The sequence below is a fragment of the Xenophilus arseniciresistens genome, assembly GCF_028023875.1.
Classification (GTDB): domain Bacteria; phylum Pseudomonadota; class Gammaproteobacteria; order Burkholderiales; family Burkholderiaceae_C; genus Xenophilus; species Xenophilus arseniciresistens.
Genome location: NZ_JAQIPB010000003.1, coordinates 563,891 through 576,901, shown reverse-complemented (window position 1 = coordinate 576,901; position 13,011 = coordinate 563,891). Strand labels below are relative to the sequence as shown.

The 13,011-nt window shown below is 69.3% G+C and carries 11 protein-coding genes; 5 read left to right on the top strand and 6 right to left on the bottom strand.

Going from position 1 to position 13,011, the window contains the following annotated elements:
• Window positions 1-30: 30 nt before the first annotated feature.
• The gene (locus PGB34_RS11320; RefSeq protein WP_271428176.1) at window positions 31-2,538 is read right to left on the bottom strand and encodes a glycerophosphodiester phosphodiesterase family protein; all 2,508 of its coding nucleotides are present in this window, start codon (window positions 2,536-2,538) and stop codon (window positions 31-33) included.
• A gap of 169 nt (window positions 2,539-2,707) precedes the next feature.
• The gene (locus tag PGB34_RS11315; protein WP_271428175.1) at window positions 2,708-3,985 is read right to left on the bottom strand and encodes an MFS transporter; all 1,278 of its coding nucleotides are present in this window, start codon (window positions 3,983-3,985) and stop codon (window positions 2,708-2,710) included.
• A gap of 93 nt (window positions 3,986-4,078) precedes the next feature.
• Here PGB34_RS11315 and PGB34_RS11310 point away from each other — a divergent pair, with 93 nt between their 5' ends.
• Window positions 4,079-5,008, top strand: a complete 930-nt coding sequence (locus PGB34_RS11310; protein WP_271428174.1) for a LysR family transcriptional regulator — start codon at window positions 4,079-4,081, stop codon at window positions 5,006-5,008.
• A gap of 60 nt (window positions 5,009-5,068) precedes the next feature.
• The gene (gene purT / locus PGB34_RS11305) at window positions 5,069-6,274 is read left to right on the top strand and encodes a formate-dependent phosphoribosylglycinamide formyltransferase (protein ID WP_271428173.1); all 1,206 of its coding nucleotides are present in this window, start codon (window positions 5,069-5,071) and stop codon (window positions 6,272-6,274) included.
• A gap of 30 nt (window positions 6,275-6,304) precedes the next feature.
• Here the strand turns inward: purT and PGB34_RS11300 are convergent, their stop codons facing one another.
• Window positions 6,305-7,111: an MHYT domain-containing protein gene (locus PGB34_RS11300; protein WP_271428172.1), complete on the bottom strand. Its 807-nt coding sequence runs from the start codon at window positions 7,109-7,111 to the stop codon at window positions 6,305-6,307.
• On the opposite strand from PGB34_RS11300, the gene PGB34_RS11295 reads away from it, so the two are divergent.
• Window positions 7,110-8,435, top strand: coding sequence for a hypothetical protein (locus tag PGB34_RS11295; protein WP_271428171.1), 1,326 nt, complete (start codon window positions 7,110-7,112; stop codon window positions 8,433-8,435). The two genes, PGB34_RS11300 and PGB34_RS11295, sit on opposite strands and share 2 nt — an antisense overlap.
• A 73-nt stretch (window positions 8,436-8,508) precedes the next feature.
• On the opposite strand, the gene PGB34_RS11290 is transcribed toward PGB34_RS11295, so the two are convergent.
• The 3 genes from PGB34_RS11290 to PGB34_RS11280 form a co-directional block, all read right to left on the bottom strand.
• Window positions 8,509-9,336 carry an ABC transporter permease gene (locus tag PGB34_RS11290; RefSeq protein ID WP_271428170.1) on the bottom strand — a complete coding sequence of 276 codons (828 nt, stop codon included), beginning with the start codon at window positions 9,334-9,336 and terminating at the stop codon, window positions 8,509-8,511.
• 6 nt (window positions 9,337-9,342) lie between these two features.
• Window positions 9,343-10,287 (bottom strand): ATP-binding cassette domain-containing protein, encoded by a 945-nt coding sequence (locus tag PGB34_RS11285; RefSeq protein WP_271428269.1) that lies wholly within the window; start codon window positions 10,285-10,287, stop codon window positions 9,343-9,345.
• Window positions 10,288-10,385: 98 nt separating this feature from the next.
• Complete coding sequence (locus PGB34_RS11280; RefSeq protein WP_271428169.1) at window positions 10,386-11,315, bottom strand: amidohydrolase family protein; 930 nt, start codon at window positions 11,313-11,315, stop codon at window positions 10,386-10,388.
• Window positions 11,316-11,399: 84 nt separating this feature from the next.
• On the opposite strand from PGB34_RS11280, the gene PGB34_RS11275 reads away from it, so the two are divergent.
• Window positions 11,400-12,692: a DEAD/DEAH box helicase gene (locus PGB34_RS11275; protein ID WP_271428168.1), complete on the top strand. Its 1,293-nt coding sequence runs from the start codon at window positions 11,400-11,402 to the stop codon at window positions 12,690-12,692.
• Window positions 12,689-13,000: a hypothetical protein gene (locus PGB34_RS11270; protein ID WP_271428167.1), complete on the top strand. Its 312-nt coding sequence runs from the start codon at window positions 12,689-12,691 to the stop codon at window positions 12,998-13,000. The genes PGB34_RS11275 and PGB34_RS11270 overlap by 4 nt, the downstream gene beginning before the upstream one ends.
• The last annotated feature ends 11 nt before the right edge of the window (window positions 13,001-13,011 follow it).

Sequence of the window (13,011 nt, the reverse complement as noted above, 5' to 3'; positions counted from 1 at the left end):
CCGCGTGTCATTCAACGCTGCGTGGCGATATCAGGGCGCGGGCGTGGCCGACACCGTGAGCGTCATGGGCTTGCCCACGATCACGTAGCTGTAGGTGCCGTCGCCCATGCGGTGGCGATAGCCCGGCAGCACCGTGGCCGTGCCGGCGGAGGTGAAGGTCACCGTGCCGTCGGGCGCCGTGCTGTGGGTGGCATTGCCGTCGATCACGGCCGCCAGGCCGGTGTTCGTCGGGCTCAGCGTCTGGCCCACCTGCGTGCTCAGCGTGACGGGCAGGCTCAGGGGCTGGCCCACCGTGGCCGTGCCCGTGGCGGCTGCGCTGAGCGCGACGGGGAAGTCGCGCGCCCACCAGGCGTAGTCGGTGGTCAGGCCGTGGGTGCCGTAGCTGTAGAAGCGGTAGAACTCGCTCTCGTTGTTCAGCGTCCAGGGCCAGAAGGTGATGCCGCGGTGCTTGCCGGCTTCCATCGCCGCTGCGCTCAGGCCCGTGTAGCTCGGGTTGAAGGTGCTGGAGTTCTGCTGCGTGGCGTTGAGGATGGTGCGCAGGTCCAGCAGCGGGTCGCTGCCACCGGCGAAGCTGTTGAGATAGCCGTTGGTGATCTCCGGCAGCGTGCTGCCCATGCGCTTGATCTGGTTGCCGTCGAAGGAGATGGTCACCATCTGGTCGCGCACGTCCAGCTCGGCCAGCTCCTTCTGCAGCAGCGGCACGATGCCCGCGTTGCCGCTCTTGATCTCCACGAAGTGGACCGTGGAGCGGCCGCGGAACTCCTCGAAGAACTGCTTGAGCGTGGGCACCGCGTAGCCCTGGCCCTTGGTGCGCAGGGCCTGCACCTGCGCCAGCGTCATGCTCTCGATGTTGCCGGTGCCGTTGGTGGTGCGGTTGACGGTGGCGTCATGCATGATCACCAGGTGGCCGTCAGTGGTCATGTAGATGTCGTTCTCCACCGCGTCGGCGCCCGCGGCCACGGCCGCGCGCGCGCCTTCGAGCGTGTTCTCATCCACCTGCGAGGGCATGCCGCGATGGCCCGTGACCAGCGGCTTGCGCAGCAGCGTGTTGGCCGGCAGCGCGCGCAGCACCTTCGCAAACACGGCCGAGCTGGCCGCATTGGCCGGCACCACGCCGTTGATGCCGGTGAGCAGCACTTCGGCCGCTTGCGTGGCCGTGCTGGCGCCGGAGCGGGCCCAGGTGGTGATCAGCAGCCGCTGCAGATGCGAGACCGTGGCGCGGTTGACCATGCCGGCCGGCAGCACGGCGATCTTGGCCTTGGCGCGGTTGGTGGCGCTGACCACCTGCAGGATGTCCTGGCGCGTGTTGCCGAGGAAGCCCGAAGCCGAAAAGTCCACCGCCGTGCGCACGGCCGGCAGCTGCGCGCGGGCCTTGGCCAGCAGCTCCACGTTGTCCGACAGCAGGGTCACGTCGCCCAGGCTGTCGTTCTCCTGCGTGAACTGCACCAGCGCGTCGACGGTGGCGCTGTCGGCGATGCGCAGCACGGGGATGGTGCGGCGTTCGGCCTGCGCGAAGTACTGGGTCAGCGTGCCCAGGCTTTCGCCGGCTTCGCTGCGCAGGTTCAGGCTCGAATCAATGCCGTAGAGCAGGTTGCTTGCGCCGCTGGCCGCCAGGTCCTGGTTGGCGCCGGCCGACAGCACCAGCGTGGGCGCCATGGCGGCCTGGGTGCCGCTGTCCTGCACGGCCACCAGCTTGGTGATCTCGGGCAGGGCCTTGAGCTGCTCGGTGACCTTGACGCTGTCCACGCGCATCACCAGGCCGGCCGTCTGCAGGCCGATGCCGCCCTTGCTCATGGCCTCGTCCAGGCTCATGTCATGCGTGAGGCGGCCGTTGAGGTACTGGCGCACGCGGTTGCCGTGCACCATCACCGTGGCGGTGTAGGTCTTCTCGGCGTCGATGGCTTCGCCGTAGGCGTGCGTGCCCTGCACGTTCCAGCCGCCGTTCTTGCGCAGCGCGAACTCGGTGCCGTTGCTGGCGGTGGCGTTCTGGCGGATGGCGAACTGGTAGTAGGGCTCGTTGACCGGCGTGGCCGAGTCGCTCGAGGTGCGGTACATCACGCTGCCCCAGCGCGCGTTGTTGTTGGCCGCGCCGAAGGTGAACACCACGTCGATGCGGTAGTTCGACAGCGCTTCCAGGCTCTGCGGCAGCAGCACGGCCGTCATGTTGGTGGAATGGGCGCGGCCGTCGATGAAGAGGCTGCCGTCCTGCACGGCCACTGTGCCCACGTTGTTGGACTTCAGGCGCCAGCCCGCTGGCAGCGCCGTGAGGCCTTCGAAGCTTTCCTCCAGCAGCACCTTGGCCTCGGGCTCGGGCTCCGGTTGCGGCTCGGGCTCAGGCTCGGGCGTCGCAGGCTCGGTGGGCGGCGTACCCGGGTCGGTGGGTGTCGGCGCTTCGGGGTTGCTTGCAGGCGGGCGGTTGGCATTGGCGAGGGCCAGCAGGGCCAGCGCATCGCTGTTGCTGTTGTTGCCGCCGCCGCCACAGGCGCTCAGGGCAAGGACGGTGGCGATCGCCAGCGCGATCCGGTGCTTGTTGTGCATCGAGGGCTTCCTCTTTCTTGACGAAACCGCGCAATCTAGGAATCGCAGATGACTTCGGCGTGTCGGATCGATGGCAGTTTTATAAAAAGGTGCTGCGTTTGGCGCGTGGGTGACGCGCCTCAGGGCGCCGGGCGCAAGGTCTCGAAAGCCACATGGCCGCCCATCGCGCTCATGCGGCGGCGCGCGCGGGCGGCAGGGGCTTGAGGAAAAGGATCATGGCCAGCGCCGTCAGGCACAGCCCGGCCGTCAGCGCCACCACGGCGGGCCAGCCGCCGTGCTGCCAGAACCAGCCGCCCACCGAGCCGGTGACGCTGGAGCCCAGGTAGTAGAACAGCAGGTACAGCGAGGCCGCATGGCCCTTGGCCGCGCCGGCCTGCGGCCCCACCGCGCTGCTGGCCACCGCATGGGCGATGAAAAAACCCGTGGTCACCACCGCGATGCCCGCGATGACCAGCCACAGCGAACCGGCCAGCGTGAGCAGAACGCCGCACAGCATCATGGCGAAGCCCGCCGCCAGCAACGGCCTGCGGCCCAGCCGGTCGGCCAGGCGCCCGGCCATCGACGAAGACACCATGCCCAGCGCATAGCTCAGGAAGATCAGGCTGACCAGCGTCTGGCTCAGCGCGTGCGGCGGCGCCGACAGCATGAAGGTCGCGTAGTTGAACAGCGCCACGAACACGCTCATGCACAGGAAGCCCATGGCGTACAGGCGCAGCAGTCCGCGGTTGCGCAGGTGCGCGCCCCAGGTCTGCAGGTGGTAGCGCAGATCCAGCCCCGGCCGGGGCGTGAAGTGGCGCGACGGCGGCAGCAGCCTGAGGAATGCGATGGCGCACAGCAGGCAGAGCACGCCCAGCAGGCCCATGGCCATGCGCCATGAGGTGAACTCCGTCATCAGCCCCATGCCCACGCGCCCGGCCATGCCACCGAAAGCCGTGCCCGCCACATACAGGCCCATGCTGCGGCCCAGGTGCGCGGGGTGGATCTCTTCGGCCAGCCAGGCCATGGCCACGGCCGGCACGCCGCCCAGCACCAGGCCTTCGAGCGCGCGCACCACCAGCAGGCCATGCCAGCTCGGCAGCACGGCCGCCGCCAGGTTCAGCAGCGCCGCCAGCAGCATCGAGGCCGCCATCACGCCGCGGCGCCCCAGCGCCTGCGAGAAGGCGCCGGCCAGCACGATAGCCACCGCCAGGAAGCCCGTGGTCAGCGACAGCGCCAGCGAACTGGCGGCCGGGCCGATGCCGAAGCTGGCGGAGAAGGCCGGCAGCAGCGGCTGCACGCAATAGATCATCGAGAAGCTGGCAAAGCCCACCAGGAACATGGCCAGGCCCGCGCGCCGCGATTCGGGCGTGCCGGGGCGGATGCCGGCGTCGGCGGGCGAAGGGGGCGCGGGGGAGGTGGCGGCGGCGCTGCCGGCAGAGCCGGCGGCCGCGGAGGGCGTGCTGAGCATGACGTTCTTCGGACCGAGCCCGCACTGTAGGCATTGCATCGGCATCTGTCTAATATATGTCCGCAACCGATCTGATCTGTTTCGCAAATACCGATGGAACTGCGCCACATCCGCTACTTTCTGGCCGTCGCAGAAGAGGGCAACTTCACGCGCGCGGCGGCGCGGCTGGGCATTGGCCAGCCGCCGCTGAGCCTGCAGATCCGCGACCTGGAAGCCGAAGTGGGCGCAGCGCTGTTCAGGCGGCTGCCCCATGGCGCGGCGCTGACCGAAGCCGGCCAGGCCTTCCTGGAAGCCGTCGGGCCCATGCCCGGGCAGGCCGCCGACGCGGTGCTGCGGGCGCAGCGCGCGGCCCGCGGCGAAAGCGGGCAACTGACCTTGGGCTTCACCGGATCGGTGGCGCTGAACCCGCTGGTGCCGGCCAGCATCCGCGCCTTCCGCCAACGCTTTCCGGCCGTGGACCTGCGCGTGACCGAGGGCAATTCGGTGCGCCTGAGCGCAGCGCTGCAGGCGCAGCAGCTCGACGTGGCCCTGCTGCGGCCCTCCGAGTCGGACCCGCCCGAGCTGCTGGTTCAGCGCCTGCTGGCCGAGCCGCTGGTGGCCGCGCTGCCCGCCACCCATGCGGCCGCGCGCGCGCCGGCCAGCCGCAGCGCGCTGTCGCTGCGCACGCTGCGCGGCGATGCCTTCATCCTCACGGCGCGCGAGGTGGGCCTCAGCCTGCACGACAGCATGCTGGCGGCCTGCCGCGAGGCCGGCTTCGAGCCCCTGCGCGGCCCCACCGCGCCGCAGATCGCGCTGGTGTTGTCGCTGGTGTCGGCCGAGATGGGTGTGGCGCTGCTGCCAGCTTCGGCGCGCCAACTCAGCTTGCAGGGCGTGGTCTATCGCCCGCTGCGCCAGTGCTCGGTGCGGGTGGGCCTGGCGGTGGCGCACCGGCGCGGGCCGGTGTCGCAGATGGTGTTGAACTTCGCGCAGGTGGCGCAGGCCGTGGCGCGGCAGGCCGCAGGCGAGACCGTGAAGAGGATCTGAAGACCCGACTGGCTACCATTGCGGGCTTTCGTTCAACTTCCGCATCCACGCTGCCGCACCATGACCCGCCTCGGAACGCCCCTGTCCCCCTCCGCCACCCGCGTGATGCTGCTCGGCTCGGGCGAGCTCGGCAAGGAAGTGCTGATCGCGCTGCAGCGCCTGGGCGTGGAAACCATCGCCGTGGACCGCTATGAGAACGCGCCCGGCCAGCAGGTGGCGCACCATGCGCACACCATCACCATGAGCGATCCGGCGCAGCTCAAGGCCTTGATCGAAACGCTAAAGCCCGACCTGGTGGTGCCCGAGATCGAGGCCATCGCCACGCCCATGCTCGAAGAGCTGGAGGCGGCCGGCGTGGTGCGCGTGATTCCCACCGCGCGCGCGGCGCGCCTGACCATGGACCGCGAAGGCATCCGCCGCCTGGCGGCCGAGACCCTGGGCCTGCCCACCAGCCCCTACAAGTTCTGTGATTCGCTTCAAGAACTGCAGGCCGCCATCGATGCAGGCATCGGCTATCCGTGCATCGTCAAGCCCGTGATGAGCAGCTCCGGCAAGGGCCAGAGCAAGATCGACGGCCCCGACGACGTGAAGAAAGCCTGGGACTACGCCATGGCCGGTGGCCGCGTGAGCCACGGCCGCGTGATCGTCGAGGGTTTTATCGACTTCGACTACGAGATCACGCTGCTGACCGTGCGCGCCCGGGGCGAGGACGGCGGCGTCCACACGCATTTCTGCGCACCCGTGGGCCATGTGCAGGTGGCCGGCGACTATGTGGAAAGCTGGCAGCCGCACCCCATGCACCCCGTGGCGCTGGAAAAAGCGCAGGAGATCGCGCGCCGCGTCACCAGCGACCTGGGCGGCCAGGGCCTGTTCGGCGTGGAGCTGTTCGTCAAGGGCGAGCAGGTGTGGTTCAGCGAAGTGAGCCCGCGTCCGCACGACACCGGCCTGGTCACCTTGGCCACGCAGTGGCAGAGCGAATTCGAGCTGCATGCGCGTGCCATCCTGGGCCTGCCGGTGGACACCACGCTCAAGAGCCCGGGCGCCAGCGCCGTGATCTATGGCGGCGTGGACGCCAACGGCATCGTCTTCGACGGCGTGCAACACGCCCTGGCCGTGCCCGGCAGCGACCTGCGCCTGTTCGGCAAGCCCGAGAGCTTCGTCAAGCGCCGCATGGGCGTGGCCCTGGTGCACGCCGACGACGTGGACACCGCACGCCAGCGCGCCAAGGAAGCCGCCTCGCGCGTGCGGCCGGCGCGGGCGGAGTAAACCGGCGCTGCGGGCCGGTCGGTTCCGGGCTCAGCGCCGCTGCGTCGGCCCCGCCGTCAGCCGGCCGAACAGCGAGTCCTGCGTGCCTTCGCGCGCATGGGCGATGCTGCGCTCGGCCATCAGGTAGCCGATGCCCAGCAGCACGGCGCCGGCCAGGCCGAAGACCATCAGCCCCAGGGAACTGCCGCCGATGGTGAAGCTGTTGGCCGGCGCGGCAGCGGTGCAGACCATGGTGGCGGCGCTCATGCCCACGTAGTGCATGCTGCACACGGCCAGGCCCATCACCAGGGCCGCCACGGCCTGGTGCAGGGTCTTGCGCAGATGGAAGGCCAGCCACAGCGCCGCGGCCGCCGCCGTCACGGCAATGAGCACCGACATGGCCACGCGTCCCGTGTCGAACTCCATGGTGGCACGCATGTTCATGGCAAACATGCCCATGTAGTGCATCACGCACACGCCCAGGCCGGCCAGCAGGCTGCCCGCGGCCCAGCCCTGGCGGTTGAAGCGGTTGCGGCCGCGCCCGGCCAGGTACAGCGCCAGCCCCGAGATCAGCACCGCAGCCACCAGCGACACCAGCGTGAGCCCGATGTCGTACGACACGCGCACGGGCAGGCTGTACGCCACCATGCCGATGAAGTGCATGGACCAGATGCCGATGCCGCCCAGCGCCACGGCCGCGCCCACGGCCATGGGCCAGTCCAGCTGCCCCGTGGTGCGGAACATGCGCCGGGCGCACAGCAACGCCACGAAGGAGCCTGCGCAGGCCATCACGAAGGACAGCGCCACCATGCTCATGCCGTAGCGCGGATTGAGGATCTGACCGACCTGGAGTTCCATGATGGCTGCCCTTGTGCAAGCGGTTGTTCTTGAACCAAATCCAACTTCGTTTGCATTTGATGACAATTGGTCAGCAGTTCACAATTCCATAAAAAGTTTTCTTTACAGGGTTTTGTGTGCTTTGGTTTGCAACGAAATCCACAAGCGTTTGGAGGCACCAAAAGGAAGCCTCTGGTCAGCGGTGCTCAGCAGGCAGCACCCGCAGCGGGCACCCAGGGGCGTTGCGCAGGCACGTATCTATTTGTGCGGCTTTGCAGCATTTTTTGGCGGACGGTGGTGCATCGCGGCGAATGGCTCTGCGCCGCCTGAGCACTGCCCCACCTATCCTTCCCCGTTCAATCAACAAAGGGAGGAAGTGACTGTGAAAGCACAGAGGAACAGCATGAAATCGGGCCGCCGCGCTGGCGCATGGCTCGCGGTGGTCGCGGCGGCAGGGCTGACTGCATGCGGTGGTGGTGGGGGCGGCGGCGGGGGAGGTTTGCCCTTTTTGCCAGCGGCACCGGCGCCGGCGCCCGCACCCGCACCCGCACCCGCACCCGCACCCGCACCCGCACCGTCCGGCGACCAGAGTTCGGCGCCTTGCGTCAACGAGGCGGACTTCCGGGCCGGCACAAAGCTGGCGTTCCGTGCGTTGCCCGAAGGCGCCGCGGCCAACACGGGCAGCGCGTTTCGGCGGGAGAGCACAACGCTGGCACGCGAGAACTTCATGAGCGCGAGCCCTGTGGCGTTCAATGTGGGAAGCGACACCAAGCAATCGACCATGACCCTGGGGTCGGTGACGTACACGATGACGAGCACCTCCACGCACAAGGAGTACAAGGATCTGGTCGATGGGCAGATCGTCCTGTATGGCGAAAAGCTTGAGTCGATCTCGAAGGTCGAGTCAAGCAACGCCGCCCCCGTCGAGGTCGGGGGTGGCACGATGAGGGCTTTCGAACCTCCGATTTCCTTTCCCGTCGCCATGCAGCCGGGCACAACCGTCAAGCGACAGGTGGTGCGAACGGACTCCTATCTGGGCATCGACGGAAAGCCTTTTGCGATGCCTGCGGGCGTCACCATCCCGGGCCTGACGCACCAGGGCTACTTCGTGCTGACCTACCACGGCCGCGAAGCCGTGCAGACGCCGCAGGGACTCTTCGATGCCTGCAAGTTCACTCTCCAGATCTCATCGGACAGAGGAGGCCTGAGCTCCCCATTGGCATCGACTCAGTCACTTTGGGTGGCGGCATCCGGGCAATACCGCGGTCAGATGCTGAAGTTCTCCAGGAGCGGCACTTCCTGGCTGCTGCACACCATCGACTACGCACCGGTCGGGAGCCCCTAGGCTTGCAGCCAGGCGTGGCAGTTCTTGTGCCGCGTTCAGCCGAGCGGGCCGTCTTGCGACGCGCCCGCGCCGCTCAACCCCTAAAGCGCCTGCGCGTGAGCCCCAGCGCCAGCCAGAAGGCCAGCAGCGCATAGGCTGCGAGCACCAGCGCCGGGCGCAGCGGGGCGGCGGGCCACTGGTCCATGAACAGCGGGCGCACCAGGGCCACGGCGTTGGTCAGCGGCAGCCAGTCGGCGGCCGCGCGTACCAGCGGCGGCAGTTGGTCGAGCGGGAAGAACACGCCCGAGAGGAACATCATGGGCGTCATGAACAGCGTGAAGTAGTAGGTGAAGAAGTCGTAGCTTTTGGCCAGCGCGTTGAAGATCAGCGCGATGCTCGAAAACACGACCCCGCAGCCGGCCAGTACGAACCAGGCGGCGATGAGCTTGGGGCTGTGGCTGATGCCCAGCGCCAGCATCACCAGCAGGATGGCCGAGACGGTGAAGATCGATTTGAAGGCGGCCCACAGCATCTCGGCGAAGACCACGTCGTCCAGGCCCACGGGCGCGTTCATGATGCCGTCCCAGGTCTTTTGCACATGCATGCGCGAGAAGGCCGAATACAGCGCCTCGAAGCTCGCGGCGTTCATCGCGCTCATGCAGATGGAACCGCTGGCCAGAAAGAGGATGTAGGGCACGGCCGTGTCGCCCACCTGCACGGTGCCCACCAGCGCGCCCATGCCGTAGCCAAAAGCCACCAGCCAGATCAGCGGCTCGGCGATGTTGCCGATCAGGCTGGGCAGGGCCAGCTTGCGCCACACCAGCAGGTTGCGCAAGAACACGGGCCACCAGCGCGCCGTGATCTGCGGCGGCTGCCAGATCGAGGGGTCTTGCGCGTGGTGGGGCGCTGCGGTGTCTTCCATGGCTTCTCAACCGCCTTCGCGGATCTGGCGGCCCGTGAGCTTGAGGAACAGGTCCTCGAGGTTGGCGGGGCGGTGGAAGGTGCGCAGGCCCTGGCCGCCGTGCGCGGCCTCCAGCGCATCAAGCAGGGCGCGCGCCTGGTGGGTGTAGAAGAAGACCGTTTCGCCGCTGACTTCCACGCGTGAAGCCAGCTGCGCCGCGGCCGAAGCGGCCAGCGCCTGCGCGTCGGCGCCCGTGCCGCTGCCGGCCTGGCCGAAGACCTCGACCACCTCGGGTTCGAGGTGGCGGGCGATCAGCTCGCGCGGCTTGCCTTCGGCGATCTTGCGGCCATGGTCGATCACCAGCAGGCGCGAGCACAGGCGCTCCGCCTCGTCCATGAAGTGCGTGGTCAGCAGGATGGACTTGCCCTGCTGCAGCAGCGTCTGCAGCCGCTCCCACATCAGGTGGCGGGCCTGCGGGTCCAGGCCCGTGGTGGGCTCGTCGAGGATCAGCAGCCTCGGGTCGTTGACCAGCGCGCGTGCCAGCGACAGGCGCCGGCGCATGCCGCCCGAGAGCTCGCCCGGCCGGGCATCGGCCTTGTGGGCCAGCGCCGCAAAGTCCAGCAGCGGCGCCACGCGCGGCGCAAAGGCGCGGCGCGAGAAGCCGAAGTAGCGCGCATAGACCACCAGGTTCTCGGCGCAGCTGAAGTCCGGGTCCAGCGCGTCGTACTGCGCCACCACGCCCAGCTGCGCCTTGATGGCGCGCGCGTCCTGCGGCATGCGCAGCCCGCCCAGCGCGCTGATCTCGCCGCTGTCGGGGGCGGTGAGGCCCAGGCACATGCGGATGGTGGTGGTCTTGCCCGCGCCGTTGGGCCCGATCACGCCCAGGCACTCGCCCGGCGCGATCTCGAAGCTCAGGTCATCGACCACCGTGCTGGCGCCATAGCGCTTGTGCAGATGGCGCACCTGCAGCAGCGGCGCCGTGGCCGCGGGGGCGGCCGGGCCGGGGTCGGTGGCGTGAAGGGGATCGTTGCGCACGCCGCATTGTGGCAAAGGCGTGCGGCGCGGGCGCGTCAGCGAAGGCCGCTGTCCAGGCCCAGCAGGCGCAGCAGGTTGTCGCGGCCCACGCGGGCCTGCGCGGCGGGGCTGAGCTGCGACAAGAAGTTCTGCACGCTGGCGAACTTCATCTGCTCGCTGACCGGGTCGCGGTGGCTGGCGTCGGTGCCGACCAGGAAGCGCTCGGGCATGGCCTCGATCAGCTTGAGCCATTCGGGCCACAGCTGCCGGCCGTCGCGCAGCAGCGTGAATTCGGGCGAACGCGGATGGCGCGGCCAGGTGCGGGCACTGAGCTCGTAGTAGAGCTGCGGATGCTGGGCCAGCATGCGGCGCGCCAGGATCAGCGGCGTGTAGCCGCCATGGGCCCAGATCACCGGCACGTCCGCAAAGCGCTCCAGCAGCGCCGAAAGCTCTGCCATGCGCGTGGACTCCACATGCAGCATCACCGGCACGCGGTGCCGCCTTGCCAGCGCCATGATGCCGTCCATCATGGGCGAGGCCAGCGCATAGTCGGTTTCGGCAAAGCCGGCCGATTCGAAATGCACGGCGTTGATCTCGCCGATGCCGCGGTACTGGCCGCTGGCCAGCAGGGCGTCCAGCTCGGCCAGCAGCGCGTTCGCGTCGCCGTTGCCGCGCCAGGCCGGCTGGTAGCTGCGGCGTTCGGGCGAGATGGATGCGAAGGCGATGAAGCGGTCGGGATGATCGCGCGCAGCCTGCGCCACCGATTCATTGCTGCTGCGCCCGCCCCAGAACACCACGGCCCGCTCCACGCCGAAGCGGTCCATCAGCGCCAGCTGCATCTGCGGGTCGTTCAGGTGCACATGGGCATCGATGAAGGGCACGGGCGGCGTGGCCGCTGCAGGCGCACCCGCGAGCGTGAAGAGCAGCGCGAGCGCACAACAACAGGCCGTACGGGAACGCAGGCGTTTCAGCGGGAGGTGTTTCATGCCGCCCAAGCATAGGAAAAGGCGCGCGGCAGCGCCAGCGTTCCAAGCCCGACAATCGCGGCTTTCCCTTTGGCTGAACACCTCTTGTCGTCGTCTTCATCTTCCGACTACGCGGCCCTGGGCCTGCGCCCCGAACTGCAGCGCGCCGCCGCCGACCTGGGCTACACCGCGCCCACCCCCATCCAGGCCGCGGCCATTCCCGTGGCCCTGCAGGGGCGCGACCTGCGCGGCATGGCGCAGACGGGCTCGGGCAAGACGGCCGCCTTCGCGCTGCCGCTGCTGCAGCGCTGGCACGAGGGGCCGCGCCACCGCTCGCGGCGCGCGCTGCACAGCCTGGTGCTGGTGCCCACGCGCGAGCTGGCCACGCAGGTGGCCGAACACATCGCCCAATTGGCCGTGCACTTGCCCGAACGGCCCAAGGTGGTGCGCGCCATCGGCGGCGTGTCCATCAACCCGCAGCTGATGGCGCTGCGCGGCGGCGCCGACATCGTGGTGGGCACGCCGGGTCGCGTGCTCGACCTGGCCGATCACAACGCCCTGCGCTTGCAGGAATGCGCGCTGCTCGTGCTCGACGAGGCCGACCGGCTGCTGGACCTGGGCTTTGCCGACGAGCTGGACCAGATCCTCGATGCGCTGCCCGCGCAGCGCCAGAACCTGCTGTTCTCGGCCACCTTCGCGCCGCGCACGGCGCAGCTGGCCGATGCGCTGCTCAAGGACCCCGTGGCCGTCCAAGGCCAGGCGCCCACGGCCGAGCTGCCGCTGATCCGCCAGCGCGCGATCGAGGTGGACGAAGGCCGCCGCACCGGCCTGCTGCGCCACCTGATCGCGCAGGAAGGCTGGCGCCAGGTGCTGGTCTTCGTGGCCACCAAGCATGCCTGCGAAACCGTGGCCGACAAGCTGCGCAAGGCCGGCCTGGCGGCCGAGCCGCTGCACGGCGTGCTGGGCCAGGGCAAGCGCACGCAGGTGCTGGCCGACTTCAAGGCCGGCCGCCTGCAGGTGCTGGTGGCCACCGACCTGGCGGCCCGCGGCATCGACATCGCGCAACTGCCGGTGGTGGTCAACCACGACCTCGCGCGATCGGCCACCGACCATGTGCACCGCATCGGCCGCACGGGCCGCGCCGGCAGCGCCGGTGTGGCGCTGAGCTTCGTGAGCGCCGCGGCCGAAGGCCATTTCCGCCTGATCGAGAAGCGCCAGGGCCTGCGCGTGCCGCGTGAGCGGATCGCCGGCTTCGAGCCCGTGCAGGCCGCGCCCGCCGACGCCCCCGCGCCGGGTGGCGGCATCAAGGGCAAGCGGCCCAGCAAGAAGGACAAGCTGCGCGCCGCTGCTGCTGCAACTGCTGCCGCTGCCGCCCAACCCAAGGGCGGCAAGGCATGAGGCTGGACTACCTGCTCTTCGAAGCCAGCGAGGGCGACGACGGCATCGGCCTGTTCGAGGCCATGGCCGACGTGCCCCTGGCGCGCGCGGCCGCGGTGCAGGCCGAGATCGATGCCGTGCTGGCCTGGGCGCAGCGCCACTTCGGCAGTGCGCGCGGGCCGGTCGAAGAGGGCGGCGAATGGGACGCGCACCTGGAGACCGACGACACCCTCGCAGGCCGGCGCAGCTTCACCTTCAGCGTGGTGGGCGCGCCGGGCTTTTGCGCAGCCTTTGCGCAAGCCTTTGACACGGACGCATTCGAGGCCTGAGCCCGATCCGC